Annotated in this window: 11 protein-coding genes; 2 read left to right on the top strand and 9 right to left on the bottom strand. The window is 72.3% G+C overall.

What is annotated here, in order from left to right:
* Positions 1-202: 202 nt before the first annotated feature.
* The 3 genes from AB0G10_RS21665 to AB0G10_RS21655 all read right to left on the bottom strand — a co-directional run bounded on the left by AB0G10_RS21665 (position 203) and on the right by AB0G10_RS21655 (position 4,447).
* Positions 203-1,441 carry an SLC13 family permease gene (locus AB0G10_RS21665; protein ID WP_360924305.1) on the bottom strand — a complete coding sequence of 413 codons (1,239 nt, stop codon included), beginning with the start codon at positions 1,439-1,441 and terminating at the stop codon, positions 203-205.
* A 63-nt stretch (positions 1,442-1,504) separates the two neighbouring features.
* Complete coding sequence (locus tag AB0G10_RS21660) at positions 1,505-2,800, bottom strand: hemolysin family protein (RefSeq protein ID WP_360924302.1); 1,296 nt, start codon at positions 2,798-2,800, stop codon at positions 1,505-1,507.
* Between the two features lie 45 nt (positions 2,801-2,845).
* Entirely contained in the window at positions 2,846-4,447 is a 1,602-nt protein-coding gene (locus tag AB0G10_RS21655; protein ID WP_360924299.1) for an FAD-dependent oxidoreductase, read from the bottom strand.
* 85 nt (positions 4,448-4,532) lie between these two features.
* Here AB0G10_RS21655 and AB0G10_RS21650 point away from each other — a divergent pair, with 85 nt between their 5' ends.
* Positions 4,533-5,081: a helix-turn-helix domain-containing protein gene (locus AB0G10_RS21650; RefSeq protein ID WP_360924296.1), complete on the top strand. Its 549-nt coding sequence runs from the start codon at positions 4,533-4,535 to the stop codon at positions 5,079-5,081.
* Here the strand turns inward: AB0G10_RS21650 and AB0G10_RS21645 are convergent.
* From AB0G10_RS21645 to AB0G10_RS21625, 5 genes are all read right to left on the bottom strand, one after another.
* Positions 5,056-7,869: a PAS domain S-box protein gene (locus AB0G10_RS21645; protein WP_360924293.1), complete on the bottom strand. Its 2,814-nt coding sequence runs from the start codon at positions 7,867-7,869 to the stop codon at positions 5,056-5,058. The genes AB0G10_RS21650 and AB0G10_RS21645 overlap by 26 nt on opposite strands.
* A gap of 423 nt (positions 7,870-8,292) precedes the next feature.
* A complete protein-coding gene (locus AB0G10_RS21640; RefSeq protein ID WP_360924290.1) occupies positions 8,293-8,820 on the bottom strand; it encodes a helix-turn-helix domain-containing protein in 528 nt (175 codons plus the stop codon).
* Between the two features lie 31 nt (positions 8,821-8,851).
* The gene (locus AB0G10_RS21635) at positions 8,852-9,889 is read right to left on the bottom strand and encodes a hypothetical protein (protein WP_360924287.1); all 1,038 of its coding nucleotides are present in this window, start codon (positions 9,887-9,889) and stop codon (positions 8,852-8,854) included.
* Positions 9,861-10,301 carry a class F sortase gene (locus tag AB0G10_RS21630; RefSeq protein ID WP_360924284.1) on the bottom strand — a complete coding sequence of 147 codons (441 nt, stop codon included), beginning with the start codon at positions 10,299-10,301 and terminating at the stop codon, positions 9,861-9,863. The genes AB0G10_RS21635 and AB0G10_RS21630 overlap by 29 nt, the downstream gene beginning before the upstream one ends.
* A 167-nt stretch (positions 10,302-10,468) precedes the next feature.
* Positions 10,469-11,896: a hypothetical protein gene (locus AB0G10_RS21625; protein WP_360924281.1), complete on the bottom strand. Its 1,428-nt coding sequence runs from the start codon at positions 11,894-11,896 to the stop codon at positions 10,469-10,471.
* A 221-nt stretch (positions 11,897-12,117) separates the two neighbouring features.
* On the opposite strand from AB0G10_RS21625, the gene AB0G10_RS21620 reads away from it, so the two are divergent.
* A complete protein-coding gene (locus tag AB0G10_RS21620) occupies positions 12,118-13,920 on the top strand; it encodes a serine/threonine-protein kinase (protein WP_360924277.1) in 1,803 nt (600 codons plus the stop codon).
* Here AB0G10_RS21620 and AB0G10_RS21615 read toward each other — a convergent pair.
* Positions 13,884-15,821 (bottom strand): PAS domain S-box protein, encoded by a 1,938-nt coding sequence (locus AB0G10_RS21615; protein WP_360924275.1) that lies wholly within the window; start codon positions 15,819-15,821, stop codon positions 13,884-13,886. The two genes, AB0G10_RS21620 and AB0G10_RS21615, sit on opposite strands and share 37 nt — an antisense overlap.
* Positions 15,822-15,902 lie beyond the last annotated feature (81 nt).

The following is a 15,902-nucleotide window of genomic DNA, read 5'->3' as shown; positions in this document are numbered from 1 at the left end:
CAACACGCGCGAGCGGAACCGGCGCAGCGTGTTGACTTGAGGCGCGCATCGCACCCGAACTCAACACGCGCGAGCGGAACCGGCGCAGCGTGTTGACTTGAGGCGCGCATCGCACCCGAACTCAACACGCGCGAGCGGAACCGGCGCAGCGTGTTGAGTTGGGGCGCGGATCGCACCCGAAGTCGACACGCGGGGAGTGGGGTCAGATTCTCGCGACGTGCAGGCCGGCCCAGAGGGCGGTGACCGCGGCCACCAGGCCGAGGGGGACGGTGGCGGCGCCTAGTGTCAGGAACTCACGGGTACGCGGGGCCGCGTCGCGGGCGTGCAGGATGCGGCGCCAGAGCAGGGTGGCGAGCGAGCCGACGTAGGTGAGGTTCGGCCCGACGTTCACGCCGATGAGCACGGCGAGCAGCAGGCCCGGCGAACCCGACACGGCCGGCAGCAGCACGAGCGTGGCCGGCAGGTTGTTCAGCAGGTTCGCCAGCACGGCCGCGAGCACTGCCGCGCCGAGCAGGCTCAGCAGGTCGTCGTGCTGCGGCATCAGGCTGTCGACCCGGTCGCCGAGGCCGGCGTCCCGCACGGCGAGCACCACGACGCCGAGGGCCAGCACGAACGCGCAGAACAGCGGGTGCGCCTCGGTCAGCAGGTTCCGGGCGGTGACCTGCCGGCGGCGCAGCAGCGGCCCGGCCAGCAGCGCCGCGCCGGCCACCGCCACCCAGGCCGGCTCGACGCCGAGCGGCTGGAGCACGGCGAACCCGGCCAGCGTGCCGGCCAGCACGCCGAGGGCGTAGCGCGGCGCCGGCCCGGGGTGCTCCGGCTCCTTCGCGGCGGGCGTGTCCAGGTCCCGGGCGAAGAAGAACTGGAAGATCAGGTACTCCACCGCGATCACCGCGATCCAGGGCGCGGCCATCAGCGCCGCGAACCCGGCGAACGTGAGGCCGCTCGCCGCGAACGCCAGCAGGTTCGTCAGGTTGGAGACCGGCAGCAGCAGCGAGGCCGAGTTCGCCAGGTGGTTGCAGGCGTACGCGTGCGGCCGCGGCCGGACGCCGGCGCGGGCCGCCACCGCGAAGACGACCGGGGTGAGCAGCACCACCGTGGCGTCCAGGCTGAGCACCGCGGTGGTCAGCGCGGCCGCGCCGAAGACCGCGGTGAGCAGGCGGCGCGGCCGGCCCCGGCCGGACCGGGCCACGACCGCCCCGACGTACCCGAAGACGCCGTGCCGCTCGGCCGTGAAGGCCAGCACCAGCACGGCCGCCAGGAAAGCCACGGTCGGTGCGAGTTCTCGTACCTCTTGAAGGGCCGCCGCCGGAGCGACCAGACCGGCCACGACGGCCAGCGACGCCGCGGGAACCGCGGCGGTGGCCTCGGGAAGACCCCGGGGCCGCGCCACCGCGAACGCGAGCACCGCGCCGAGCAGCGCCAACGCGATGATCATGGACATGGGCGCAGCGTAGGTCGCGGCAGCCGGGACCGCGACCGGACGCGATGCGAGCTACGCCACTAGTCAGACGTGCGCGTCCTCCTCCGACGGCACCTCGGCGAGCGGGCGCAGCCGGAGCCGGGTGATCGCCCGTCCGGTGATCTCCACGACCTCGGCGGTGTGGCCGTCGATCGCGACCGTCTCGCCCGGCTCGGTCGGGATGTGCCCCAGCCGCGCCAGGACCAGGCCGGCCACCGTCGTGTAGTCGCCGGCGTCGAGCTCCTCGATGGCGACGCCGATGTCGGGCAGGTCGTGGATCGGGAAGGTGCCCGGCAGCAGCATCGCGCCGTCGTCCTCCCGGACCACCGACTGCACGTCCCGGTCGGTCTCGTCGTAGATCTCGCCGACGACCTCCTCGACCAGATCCTCCATCGTGACGATGCCGTCGATGGCGCCGCGCTCGTCCACCACCAGGGCGAACTGCTGGCGCTGCGAGCGCAGCTGGCGCATCGCGTCGGACACCTTCAGCGTCTCCGGCAGGAACAGCGGGTTGAACATGTAGCCGCTGACCGGGCCCTGCGCGCCGATCAGGTCACGCAGGTGCACCACGCCGAGGACGTCGTCGAGGCCCATCGGGCCGGTGACCGGCGCCCGCGAGTGACCCCCCGCGACCAGCCGGTCGAGGGCCTCGGCCGCGGGCGTGTCGGCCGGCAGGACCAGCACGTCGCGGCGGGGCACCAGGATCTCCCGCAGGATCCGGTCGGCGATCTCGAAGGCGCCCGAGATGATGGTGCGCTGCTCGGCCGTGAAGTCCTGCTGCTGGGCGACCATGTCCCGGATCTCCTCCGGGCTGACCTCCTCGCGGCCCGCGTCCGGGTCGACGCCGGCGAGGCGCACCACCAGGTCGGTGGTCTTGCCGAGCAGCCAGATCACCGGCCGGCTCATCATCGCGAGGACGTCGAGCGGCCGGGCCACGAGCATGGCCCAGCCCTCGGCGCGCTGCATGGCGATCCGCTTCGGCGCCAGCTCGCCCACGACCAGGGTGAAGAAGGTCAGGACGATGGTGACGAGCACGATCGCCACGGTGTCGGCCGCCGAGCCGAGGAAGCTGAGCGGCTTGATCAGGGGCTGTGCGAGGGAGACAGCGGCGGCAGCCGAGGCCAGGAATCCGGCCAGGGTGATGCCGATCTGGATGGTGGCCAGGAACCGGTTCGGATCCCGCGCCAGCTTGGCGAGCGTCCTCCCGGTGCGCGACTGCTTCTCGAGCCGCTGCAACTGGCTCTCCCGCAACGAGATGAGAGCCATCTCGCTTCCGGAGAAAGCCGCGTTGAGCAGCACCAGCACTACGACGAGGACGATTTGCCACCCGTATCCGCCCACGGCGGAAATCAACTCCTTCGCTGTTGGATATGCGAAGTTCTCAGGCTACCGGGTCGCCAGGCTCGCCGCCGCCGCCCGGCCTGCTCGGTACCCGAACACCACCGCCGGAGCGATCGTCGAGCCCGGTCCCGGGTAGGTCCGGCCCATCACCGACGCGGTGGTGTTGCCCGCCGCGTAGAGCCCGGAAACCCCGACGACCGCGCCGTCGGAATCGGTCAGCAGGCCGCCCTTGGTGCCGAGGTCGCCGGGGACCAGCTGGACCGCGGTGAACGGGCCCTTCTCGATCGGGCCGAGGTTCGGGTTCGGCTTGACGGTCGGGTCGCCGTAGTAGTTGTCGTAGACCGTCCGGCCGCGCCCGAAGTCCTCGTCGACGCCGGAGCGGGCGAAGCCGTTGAAGCGGTCGACGGTCTCGCGCAACTTAGCCGGATTTATACCGATTTTTCCTGCCAGTTCGTCGAGAGTGTCCGCCGACTGCACGATGCCGGCCTCGCGCAGCTTCTTCGTGCCGGTCAGGAAGGCGTTGAACAGGTAGCGCCGCCGATGCCGGACGTCCAGGATCAGCCAGGACGGCACCGCCTTCTCCGCCTCCAGCATGGCGTGCCCGAAGTCGATGTAGCTGGCCGACTCGTTCGTGTACCGCTCGCCCGCCTGGTTCACCACGATGCTGTACGGCATCGACCGCTCGGAGAGCACGAACTGGTGGTGGCCGTCCGGCAGCGGCACCGAGGCACCCCACCAGGCGTCGTCCATGAGCTCCAGCTTCGCCCCGGCGTCGGCGGCGATCCGGATGACGTCGCCGGTGTCGCCGTCGGACGCCGAGGTGTAACCGGCCACGCCGTGGTACTTCTCCCGCCAGTCCTTGTTCCGGGCGAACCCACCGGCGCCGAGGATCACGCTCTTCGCCCCGATCCGGGTGCCGCCGGCGACCGCGCCGACGATCCGGCCGTCCTCGGTGATCAGCTCGGTGAGGGGCGTGTTCAGCAGCACCTCGGTGCCCTGCCTCCGGACGATCGTGAACAGGCTGGCGGTCAGCGCCGAGCCCAGCCCGAAGAGCCGCTTACCCCGGGCAAGACCGAAGAGGGTACGGAAGACGAACTGCGCTCCCCGGACGAATCCGCCCGGCGTCGACCACGCCCGGGACAGCAGCCACACGTCGTCGGTCTTCAGCGGCGCCGGCATGCTGTCCCGGCCCCGGAACGTCGCGAACCAGTCGCCGAGCTTCTTCGTGTCGAACGGCTCCACCTCGATGCCGCGCCCGACCATGCCGCCCGGCCGGTCCGGGTAGTAGTCGGGGTAGTCGTGCGAGGCGACCCAGCGCACGCCCTCGCGCTCCAGCAGCGCGTAGACCTCGGGGATCGTCTCGACGAACGCCCGCCGGCGCTCCGGGGAGCTGGCCGGCCCGGCGTCGCCGATCGCCGCCTCCATGTAGGTGAGCGCCTTCTCCACCGAGTCGTCGCCCTTGATCAGCGGGTTCGTCGGCATCCACAGCCCGCCGCCGCTGAGCGCCGTGGTGCCGCCCCACTTCCCGGTGCTCTCCACGACCAGCACCGTCGCGCCCGCGTCGGCGGCGGCGATCGCGGCGGTCAGCCCGGCGCCACCGGTGCCCACCACGAGCACGTCCACTTCACGATCGAATGTCTCCGGCATGAATGCCTCCCCTAGCCGATCGGCTATTTTCCGGGAAGGTAGCCGCTCGGCTATCCACAAACAAGATCTGGGTACGATCCGGTGCATGAGCAGGGCACGGGAGAGAGTCGTGGCCGCCGCCTTGGAGCTCTTCGCCGAGCACGGCGTGAGCGGCACCTCGCTGCAGATGATCGCCGACCGGATGGGGGTCACGAAGGCCGCGGTCTACCACCAGTTCCCGACGAAGGAGGAGATCGTCCTCGCGGTGATCGACCCGGTCCTCGCCGAACTGTCGTCGATCGCCGAGGCCGCGGCAGCCCTGCGTACCCCGGCGGCCCGCCGCCGGCACGCCATCGCCGCCGCCGTGGACCTCGTGGTGCGGAACCGGAGGCTCTCCCGGGTGCTGAGTTTCGACCCGGTCGTCACCCGCCTGATCCGGCAGCACCCCGCGATGTCCCCGGTCACCGACCTGGTGGACCTTCTGACCGGCCCGGCGCCGTCCCCGGAGGCCCGGGTGAACCTCGTCATGGTCGCCGGCGGCCTCGTGCTGGCCGGGGCCGAGTCCGCGCTGGCGGACGTGGACGACGAGACCCTGCGCGCTCAGCTCCTGGAAGCCACGACGCTTCTGCTCAAGCCACGTCCGCCTCGAGGATGAAGACCGAGCCGCCCTCCGGGTTCGGCTCGTACCGGACGTCGCCGTTGTTGGCCTGCGCCAGGCTGCGCACGATGTAGAGCCCCAGCCCGGTCCCCCGGACTTTGCCGGCATCCCGGTCGGCCCTGGTCAGCCGCTCGAACAGCCGTGGGCGGAACTCCTCCGGCACACCCGGGCCGCGGTCCTCGACCCGCAGGACCGCCCGGTCGCCCTCCCGCGCGATGGTCAGCCCGGTGGCCCCGCCCGCGTACTTCGCGGCGTTCGACAGCAGGTTCACCACGATCTGCTGGAGATGCCCGGGGTGGAAGAGGATCTCGACGTCGTCGCCGGTGACCGCCAGCGGGACGTCCTCGATCACCTTCTCCACCTCCCGGCGCAGCGAGATCCGCTGCCGGACGGCGTTGATGTTGCCGGTGTCGATGCTGACCATGGCGAGCACCTCGCGCACGATGTCGTCGAGACGCTGCGCGTGCCGGTTGATGATCGCGATCGACCGGCCGTGCGGGGTGTCCGCGGCCAGCTCGTCGGCGAGCAGGTCGGAGTATCCGAGGATCGCCGAGAGCGGGTTGCTGATCTCGTGGCCGAGCATCCCGAGGATGTCGAGCTTCAGCTGGTTGGCGGTCTCCAGCTCGGCGTTGCGCTCGGCCAGCGCGGCGGCGGCCTGGTCGCGGGCCCGCTCGGCGGCGCGGCGGGCCGAGGTGTCGGTACAGACCAGGATCAGGTGCTTCGGGCGCCCCGACGGGTCGCGGACCAGCGACACGGTGCAGTCGATGTCCACCCAGTGGCCGTCGGCGTGCTTGATCTGCAGCTCGTGGGTGTACGAGTCGCGCTCCCCGGCGAAGAGCTCGGCGATCTGGTGGTGGGCGGCCCGCCGGTCCTCCGGGCGCATCACCTCGGCGTCGACGTTCCGGCCGGCGAGATCCTCCGGGGCGCGGCCGATCATCTCGGCGAACGCCCTGTTCACCGCGATCAGCGTGCCGTCCAGGGCGCGGATCACCTGGCCGGCCGCGGAGTGCGTGAACTGGGCCCGGAAGCGCTGCTCGTTCACGGCGAGGGCCTGCTCGGCGGCGCGGGCCGCGGTGATGTCGGTATTGATCTCCAGGACCTGGGGCGGGCCGTCCGCGTCGGCGGGCTGGTGCAGGATCTGCCGGCTGAGCACGGTGAGGGTGCGGCCGGTCGCGGTGAGGTGCTGGAGCTGACCCTCCCAGCGGCCCTCCGCCACGAGCATCTCCCGCTGCTCCTCGATCGAGCCGCTACCGACAAAGGCGGTGCCGAGCAGCCGGTGGGTGGGCTTGCCGCGGGCCGCCGTCCGGCTCCAGCCGTACAGCTCACTGGCCCCCGAGTTCCACCACTGGATGCAGCCGTCGAGGTCGCGCACGATGACCGCGGCCGGGATCAGTTCGAGCAGCAGCGCCTGCTGGTGCAGGCGGGCGTCCGAGGCGCGCTGCGCGGTCACGTCTTCGGCCTGCACCACGACGTACGAGGGGACCGCACCGGCGTCCCGCACCACGGCGATGCGGACCGACGCCCAGACCACGTGCCCGTCCTTGTGCAGGTAGCGGCGTTCGCCGCGGACCGTGTCCACGCCGTCGGCGATCATCCGCCGCAGGCCCTCCTCGGTGGCCGCCGCGTCGTCCGGGTGGTGCAGGTCCCGGAACGTCATCCGGGACAGCTCCTCGGCGCTGTACCCGGTGATCACGCTCATCGCCGGGTTCGTGTGGATGTACCGGCCGAACGAGCCGGGTTCGAGGCTGGAGAGCGCGAGCCCGAGCGGCGAATTCTCGAACGTGAGCCGGAACCGGGTCTCGCTCGCCTCGAGCGCCTCCAGGGCCCGGGTGCGCTGGGCGAGCAGGGCGGCGTTGCGGGCGTAGTCGTCGGCGTGGATCAGCGCCGAGCCCAGCCCGGTCGCCAGGATCTGCAGGTGGTGCACGTCGTCCTCGTCGAAGGCTCCGGGCAGCGGCCCGGTCACCTTGAGCACGCCGAGCACCCGGTCACCGTGGTACAGCGGCGCGATGCAGAGCGACCGGACGTCGTGCCGCCGCGCGGCCTCGGGATCCACGCGCGGGTCGGCCTGGGTGTCCTCGCAGCAGACCGCGACGCTCTCGGTGACCGCCACCCCGCTGAGCGAGCCGTTGATCGGGATCCGGTATCCGGCGTACTCGACCATCGCCCCGGCACCCGCCGTGTAGGCCAGCACGTCACCCTCGATCAGCTCGACCACGGCGCCGTTCGCGGCCGGGACCACGGTGACGGCCTGCTCCGCGACCACCCGCAGGGCCAGCTCACGATCACCCGCCGCCGACGTGACGGCCCGCTGCACCTCGATCGTCGACAGCAGCGCGTTCGTACGCCGGGCCGCCCGCTCGGCGGCCGCCCGCTGCTCCGAGATGTCCCGCAGGAACGCGTAGAAGTGCCGCTGCCCCCGCACCCACGACGGCCAGATGGTCAGCTCCACCTCTACCCGGTGCCCGTCCCGGTGCAGCGCCGGCAGGCTCACCGGCCGCCCGATCACCGACGGCCGGCCGGTCGCGAGATAGCGCGCCATGCCGGCGGTGTGCGCCTCCCGGAACTCCTCCGGAATCAGCGTCTCGGTGAGCGGCCTGCCGACGATCTCGCCGGCCTCCCAGCCCAGCAGGCGCGCCGCGGCCGGGTTCCAATCCGTGACGACATCGTCCTCGTCGATCGAGACGAACCCGTTCGGGGCGGTCGACACGACCTGCCGGAGCCGCTCCAGCTCCGCACGCTCGTCCGCACCGATCGCCGACTGCCCCACGTCATTTGCAATCGGCACTTCCGACGGAGACGTGAGCGGGGCCCGCTCCACGGAGCGTCCCCGGCAGGCGCCTCCGTCGCAGCGTCCTAGGATCCCAGGTCGCAAGGGGTCAAGGCGCGGGGACAGAGGCGCGCACGGTCCGGCTCCAGCGCCGCGCCGAGGTCGGGGTCGGGGTCGGGGTCGGGGTCGGGGTCGGGGTCGGTTGAAGCGTCCTAGGATCCCAGGCCGCAGGGGTCAGGCGCGGAGACGCAAGCGCGCACGGGTCCGGCTCCAGCGCTGGGGCCGAGCCGGGCTGGGGCCGAGCCGGGCTGGGGCCGAGCCGGGCTGGGGCCGAGCCGGGCTGGGGCCGAGCCGGGCTGAGCCGAGCCGGGCTGGGCGAAGGCGTCCTAGGATCCCAGGCCGTAAAGGGCTGGGTGCCGGCACACGGGCCGAGCGCCGCGTTCAGCGTCCGAGGATCCCGTCCAGCAGGAGGTCGACCGAGCGTCCCGCGTCGCCCGCCCGGTCCGTGGCCCCGCGCACCATCGCGAATATCAGGCCGAGATCTTCGAGGAGCAGGTCGGGCCGGACATGGCCGTTCTCGCGGGCTCTCCGCAGCGGCTCGGTGAAGGCGGCGACGAGCCGCCGCAGATAGCGGTCCTGCAGGGCCGGGTCGAGGCGGCCGGCCAGGCTGACCAATCCCCTGCGCGCGATCAGCGAGTGCAGGGTCTCGCGGAGCAGCTGATGGAACTCGGCGTGCTGGGCGGCGGATTCCAGCAGTTCGAGCTGGTGGGCGATGACCCCGGCGAGCAGGGCGTGCCGGTCGGCGAAGTGGCGGTAGAGGGTGGCCTGGCCGACGCCGGCGCGGCGGGCGATCTCGGGCATCAGGGCGAAGCCCTCGCTGCGGGTCAGCACCTCGGCGGCGGCTTCGAGGATGGCCGCGCGGTTGCGCAGGGCGTCGCGTCGACGTGTGGTCGGTGCTCCGTAAAGCATCGCGCCCCCTTAGCTACCGACGAGTACGTTACTAGTCGGTAACGGGAATGTCACCATCGTCGAATTTCCGGACCACGGCGGCCCTCCCGCGCGGCGCCGGCCTCATCGAAGCCGGGCCGGTGCCGGTCGGCGGGATGGGAGGACGCGACGACCCGGAGCGGTCCGGGCGGGACACTCCCCGGACGAGCAGCCACAGCGCCACGGCCGCGCCGGGCGCCATCAGCCACCAGATCCGGTCGTCGCGTTCCGGGGAGACGACGGCCTCGCCGCGGAACACGACCTGCGCGTCGTCCACGGTCACCACCACCGAGCCGGTCCGGGCGGGGGTCGGAAAACGTACGAGGTGACGGCCGGCCAGCACCCCCTCGACCTGATCGAGAGCGGGCACCACGCCGGGCGCACCGGCCGGGGCCAGGAACCCGCCCGTGCCGCCGGCCGCCGCCGACCAGAAGTCCCCGCGCCCGACCACCACGAGGATCACGCCCTCGTTCCGGAACCGTTCCGCCAGCGAGGCCGCCGAGGGACCGCCCGCGTCCATCGCCCCGGTGCAGAGCAGGACCACCCGGCGGCCGTCGGCCACCTCCGGGAACTGCGCGAGGGCCAGCGACAGCGCCCGCCCGGTGTCCCGGTCCCGACCTGCGCGGATCTCGCCGAGCGCCCGGACGATCCCGGACGGTCCCCGCTGGGCCGGCGCGACCACCGATGCGGGCGCCTGGTCGGCGACCACCGCGGAGCGCGCCCCGGACGGCAGCCCGAGCACGAACCGCGCGTCGGCGCTGAGCCATCCCGGCAGCGCGGCGGCCCCCGACGAGGAGGCGTCCACCACGAGGGTCACCGCCACCTCGGGAGAGACGACGGGTTCGATCCGGGCGGCGAGCGGCGTTCCGTCCCGGGTGACGGTCACGTCCTCGGGCGATCCCGCGCCGAGGTCGATCACCAGCGTGGTGGCCGAGCCGGACACGAAGACGCCCGCCACCGGGAGGGGCACGGGGGCGGGGATCGCCAGCACCGCGGCGCCGGCGACGGCGAGGATCCGCCGGTCAGACCAGTTCCGCGTAGGCGATGACATTGTCCCGGTAACTCCTCCGGCTCCGATCGAACCCACCACCGCAGGTCACGAGGCGCAGCGTGGCGTCGAGCGTCGGCGCGTAGACGAGCCCGGTCGGGAACTCGTCCTTGTCCACTCGCGACACCCCGCTGATCCGGAATGTCACGGTGCTGCCGTCCGAGCGATCCACCAGCACCGATGTCCCCGCCGCCGCGCCGGCCAGCGCCACGAAGACGCCCGGCCCGGTCCGCGAGTCGACGTGTCCGAGAATGACCGCCGGTCCCGGTTCGCCCGGCCGGGGGCCGTCCCTCCACCATCCGGCGATTCCGGGGTCGTCCGGCACCGCGACGGTCCCGTCCGCGAGCACGCCGAGCCATTGCAGCCGGCTGCTCACCCCCAGCGCCGGGATCCGCACCCGCACCGGATCGGCCACCCCGACTTCGCCACTCTCCGACCGGAAAGCATCAGCCCGCACCGTCCCGCCGATCCCCCCACGGTCCACAGTCGACGGCCGCAAGGGCTGAGGACCCAGGATCAAGAGCAAGATGCCCGCGTACGCCGTGACGCCCACTGCGGTGCGCCATCCCACGACGCCGGCCCTCACCCGCCCACACCTTCCGTGCCCGCCCCCGATCCATGCCCGCCACCGTCGTGGGCAGCGCCCGCCCGGGTGCCGCCTCCCCGGGCAGCGCCCACCGGGGTGCCACTTTCCCGGGCAGCGCCCGCCCGGGTGCCACCTTCCCCGGCAGCGCTTTCCTGGGTGGCGAGGCCGCCGAGGCCGGTCTGCGCGCCACCTCGCGGGAGCCGGGTGCCGACCGTCGCGCCGAAGGCGTCGGCCATCTCGCGGGCCAGGTCGAACTCGTGCTCGTACGCCGCGTAGGCGATGTCGTGGGCGGCTACGAAGTCGCGGGCCGCGAACGCGTCGGCGTGCCGGAGGAGCATGTCGTCGTGGCCGGCGAACGCGGTCGCGAGCCGGGTCGCCGTCAAGCGGTCCCCGGTGGCGTCGCTGAGGAATTCCGCGATCTGCCCCTCGTACCCTTGAAGGCCCTTGCGGGCCCGCGCCTGCGCACCCTGATCTCCCCGCGCGAGCGCGCCGCTGTAGGCGACCAGCAACTCGACGTGATCGCCCCAGATCTCCCGGAAGTCGCGCGCCGTGGCCGTCCCGAAGAGCGCCGACATCGCCGCGACCAGGTCCCGGGTGTTCCCGTTGATCATCGAGGCGGCGGCGTCGAAGTCCGGGGTGTTCCCGACGGCGGCCCTGGTCACGTGCTCGACGAGGACGACGTGTTCGGCCAGCACCCGGCCCAGCTGGGATCGCAGGCGCCAGACCGGCTCGCGCAGGGCCGGCCGCTCGACCGCCGGCAGCAGGGCGTCGGCGAGGACGAAGCCCACGTCGTACAGATGGCGGTATCCCTCCCGGTAGATCCGATCCGCCGTCGCCCAGTCGCCGGCCGCGTACGCGTCGGCCTGCTCGGTGAGATGGCCGACGTGCGCCGCGAGCGCGTGGTGGGCGGCCTGCCCGTCGAGTCGGCCATCCGACAGTCCGGCGAGATAGGCGCTCAGCTCCCCCTCGTACTCGACGAGCTCCTCCCGCGCGTGCTCCCGCGCGGCGTCGTCACGGTTCGCCACGGCGCTGGCGTACGCGACCAGCTCGACGACGTGTTCCGTCCACATCGGGCCGAATTCGCCCACCATGTCCGACCCGAAGAGGCGGGCCATGAGATCGACCATCGCCTCGGTATTCCGGCCCAGCGCGGCGTTCGCTGCCTGCACGAAGTCGTCGTCGCCGCGGATCCGGCTGCGCATCAGGTCGGCGGCGAGCACCGAATGCTGCCCGAACAGGGCCTGGAGACGGACTGCGAGATCGGGCGCGGTGTCCGGCGCGAGCCGTCCCACATTCCGGACCGGGACCGTTGAATTCTCGGTTGCCGGAGTGTGGCCGGCCCGGACGGCGGAACCGCCGGTGAGCAGGGCGGCGCAAAAGATCGGGACGACCAGGCATTGCATGATCCGCCCAGCTACGCGCATGATCTCCCACCCCAGCCACTACTGGCGGTGCCCGAGTTTGATTACAGTGAATAATCGAAAGATTGCCGAGGGTCACCTCATGGCAGACGTTACGCCCACCGTCCACGTCGGTCGAGTGATCAGGATCATCGCGGATCACCAGAAATCCGACAGTCGCACAACGCTTCTCGTCCCATAGCATCGACAGCGCTTCAATGAGCACCCACAACCGAGGGGACGGCATGGTTCCGGTGGGAGAGGTCGTCGCCGGCCGCTACCGCATCGTCCGCCCGCTCGCGAACGGTGGGATGAGCCACGTCTGGCTCGCCAGCGACGACCGCGCCGGCGTCGCCCGCCAGGTCGCCCTCAAGCAGTGCACCATCCCGGACGGTCTCGCCCCGGCCCAGCGCGACGTGGTCCGCCAGTGGGCGTTCCCGGAGGCCCGCGCCGCCGCCCGGGTCCGCCACCCCAACGTGATCCACACCCTCGAGGTCTGCCCGGACGCGGCCGGCCCGTGGATCGTCATGGAATACGTGCCCTCCCGCTCCCTCCAGGAGATCGTCGAGTCCGAGGGCGCCCTGCCCGCCGCCCGGGTCGCCGAGATCGGCCTCGCCCTGCTCGCCGCGCTGACCGCCGCGCACGACGCCGGCGTGCTGCACCTCGACGTGAAGCCCGGCAACGTGCTCATCGGCGACGACGGCCGGGTCGTGCTGACCGATTTCGGTCCCGCCGTGACGGCCGCCGGCATCACCGCCCTCACCGACGCCGGGGTCGTGCTGGGCTCCCCCAAATACATCGCCCCGGAACGCCTCTTCGAGCACTCCTCGACGGTCGCCTCCGACCTGTGGTCGCTCGGCGCGACGCTCTACCACGCGGTCGAGGGCCGCCCGCCGTTCATCCGCCCCAGCACCACCGGCGTGCTGCGAGCCCTGGCCGACACCGAGCCCGAGCCGCCCCGCCAGGCGGGCCTGCTCACCCCGGTACTGACCGGCCTCCTCCGCCGCGACCCGGCGACCCGCCTCACCCCCGCCGACCTCGAAGCGAAACTCCGCAGGGCCGCCGGTCTGCGCAAGCCGCGTACCTGGTGGCGGCCGCGCCGGCTGCGCCGGGGGCTGCCGGAGCCGGCCCACGAGGCCACCGCGGCGGAGAGAGGCGTCGTCGTCGAGCCGGTGGCGCCGGGATCGGCTTCGAGTGCCAGATCAGCCGCGAGCGCGGGCGCGGGATCGGGCTCAGGCGCGGGCTCAACCGACCCCCATGGCCCGACCAGTGCGGACAATTCGGATTTGTCGGATAAGGAAAGCGCCGGAACGGATCGACCAGCTGCGGAATCCGAACCGGCCTCCGCAGTGATGGACGCCAGCCCTGCGGTGATGGACGCCAGCCCTGTGGTGATGGACGCCGCACCTGCGGGGACGGACGCCGGCCCCGCGGACGAAAGCCCGCAGAAGCTCGGCCGCTCCGTCGACGAGCCGGCCGACCTCGGAAGGCCCTGGCTGCGCCGCCGCCTCACCGCGGCCGCCGCCGTCATCGTCCTGCTCGCGCTCTTCGCCGCGGTCGCCGCGAACGCCCGCGGCCGGCACGGGCCTGCCGAGCAGCCGCCGAGACCGCCGGCCGTGCAGGCGCTGCCCGATGATTTCGGCTGGTGGGCGGATCCGAGCGGTTTCCGGGTGGCGGTTCCGGAGGGCTGGCGGCCGGATCCGCGCGCCGACGGCGTGGTGGCGTTCGCCGATCCGGAGGGTGGCGCGACGCTGCGGGTGAGCCGCTGGCCCGGCCCGGCCGGCGATCTGGTGGCCGGCCTGCTGGCGCAGGAGGAGGAGATCCGGGTCCCGGCCTACCGGCGGCTGCGGATCGAAGCGCTTCCGAAGGCGGCCGGGGCGGTCTGGGAGTACACGTTCCTCGACGGCGACAAGAACGTGATGCGCGGGCTGCACCAGATCGTCGCGAACGGCGCCGAGTCGTACCTGATCGAGTGGCGGACGGCCCGGGACTCCTGGCTCGCCACGCTGCCTCAGCTGACCGTGGTGCTCTCCACATTCGTTCCCTGAGGGAATGAAGAACCCATCTTGAGCAGCAGATCGACGGCCGTGAACGGCTTCTCGATGAACGCGATGTCCCCGTCGAGCACATGCGTCGTGCCGAGCAGCCCGTTGCTGTACCCCGACATGTAGAGCACCGGCAGCCCGGGCCGGGACTCGTGGATCACCTCGGCGACCCGGCGGCCGGACATCTCCGGCATGATCACGTCGGTGAGCAGCGCGTCGCAGCCGTGCAGCCGGAACAGGGTGAGCGCCTCCTCCCCGCCGGTCGCGGTCAGCACGTGGTACCCGCCGTTCACCAGGATCCGCGTCACCACCCGGGCCAGCACCGCCTCGTCCTCGACGACGAGCACGGTCCGCCCGGCGCCGTCCGGCGGCTCCTGACGGGAGGCGGCCGGTCCGGACCGGCCCGGCGCGGTCACGATCGGCAGATAGATCCGGAACGTGGTGCCGACGCCGAGCTCCGAGTAGACGTTGAGGCTTCCGCCCGCCTCGGTCACGATGCCGTAGACGGTGCTGAGGCCCAGGCCCGTACCCTTGCCGCGGGGTTTGGTCGTGTAGAACGGCTCGAAGATGCGCGCCGCGGTCTCCGCCGACATCCCCTCGCCGGTGTCGCTGACCAGCATCCGGGCATAGGTTCCGGCGGCCAGCGGGGGCTGCATGTCGAGTTCCTCGCCGTCCAGGGCGGCCGCGTTCGCCTCGAGGACCAGGGTGCCGCCGTCGGGCATCGCGTCCCGGGCGTTGATGGCGAGGTTGAGCAGCACCTGCTGCAGCTGACCGGGGTCGGCGTGCACGGTGATCGGCTCGGCCGACGGCACCGTGATCAGGTTGATGTGCTCGCCGATGGTGCGCCCGAGCATCGCCTGGACCTCGGCGAGTGCCGCGTTCAGATCGACGTCCTGCGGCTGGATCGTGTCGCCGCGGGTGAAGGTGAGCAGCTGCCGGGTCAGGTTGATGGCCCGGTCGGCGGCGTTGCGGACGTGCTCGAGGTCACCCCTCAGCGCGTCGTTGCCGGCCGCCTGCTCGGTCGCGAAGTCGGTGTAGTTCACGATGATCGCGAGGATGTTGTTGAAGTCGTGCGCCACCCCGCCGGCCAGCTTGCCGAGGGCCTCCATCCGCTGCGCCTGATGCGTGCGCTCCTCGACCGCCCGCTGCTGCTCGGCGGCGGCCTTCGCGGCGGTCACGTCGCGCACCACGATCGCCGCGCCGGAGATCTCGCCGGCCGCGTCCCGGACCGGCGCCACGCTGAACGACGCCTCGACCGGGGTGCCGTCCTTCGCGTACCGCCGCGACTCGTAGTGGATGCCCCGTTCGCCGCGGGCGAGCCGCTGGGCGATGTCCATCTGCTGGTCCAGGCCCTCCGGGTCGGCGAGCACCGTGATCGGCCGCCCGATGATCTCGTCGGCGGCCCAGCCGAAGAGCCGTTCCGCGCCCGGATTCCAGGCGTTCACGGCGCCGCCCAGCGACACCCCGATGATCGCGTCGTCGGTGTGTTCGACCACCGCCTCGAGCATGGCCCGGGCCTGCTGCTCGCGCGCGTCCGCCTCGGCCAGCCGCTGCTCGCCGCGCGGATCCACAAAGATCGCGCCGCCCCGCACCTGCACCCGGTACCGCCGGCGCACCGCCCAGTACCAGAGCCCGATCGCGCAGGTCACCACGTTCCACCAGGCGAGGATCCAGACCCAGATCATGGGTACGGCGTGAGCGTCCTGATCCAGGTTGACGACGGAGATGTACGCGTGGAGCCCGTGCACCACCGACGAGGACAGGAAGATCAGCGCGGTGACCACGGCGAGCCGGTTGCTCCGCAGCTGGCCGGATCGGGCGAGCGGGACCGTCACGACCGCCGACAGCGCCGCGTAAGTGATCATGGTGCCCAGATTGCCGACCAGGAAGAGCTGTTCCGGCATGGTCGTCTTATCGGACGGAATTCGCAAGCCCTGAGTCCGAATGGACGTAGTTCCCCGGTGACCGCAGAATAAACGCTTTGA

Origin of the sequence: Actinoplanes sp. NPDC023714 (assembly GCF_040639855.1) — a bacterium.
In the GTDB taxonomy this organism is placed as follows: Bacteria; Actinomycetota; Actinomycetes; order Mycobacteriales; family Micromonosporaceae; genus Actinoplanes.
Note: the sequence above shows the minus strand (reverse complement) of the source record. Positions and strands in the feature narration are given on the sequence as shown.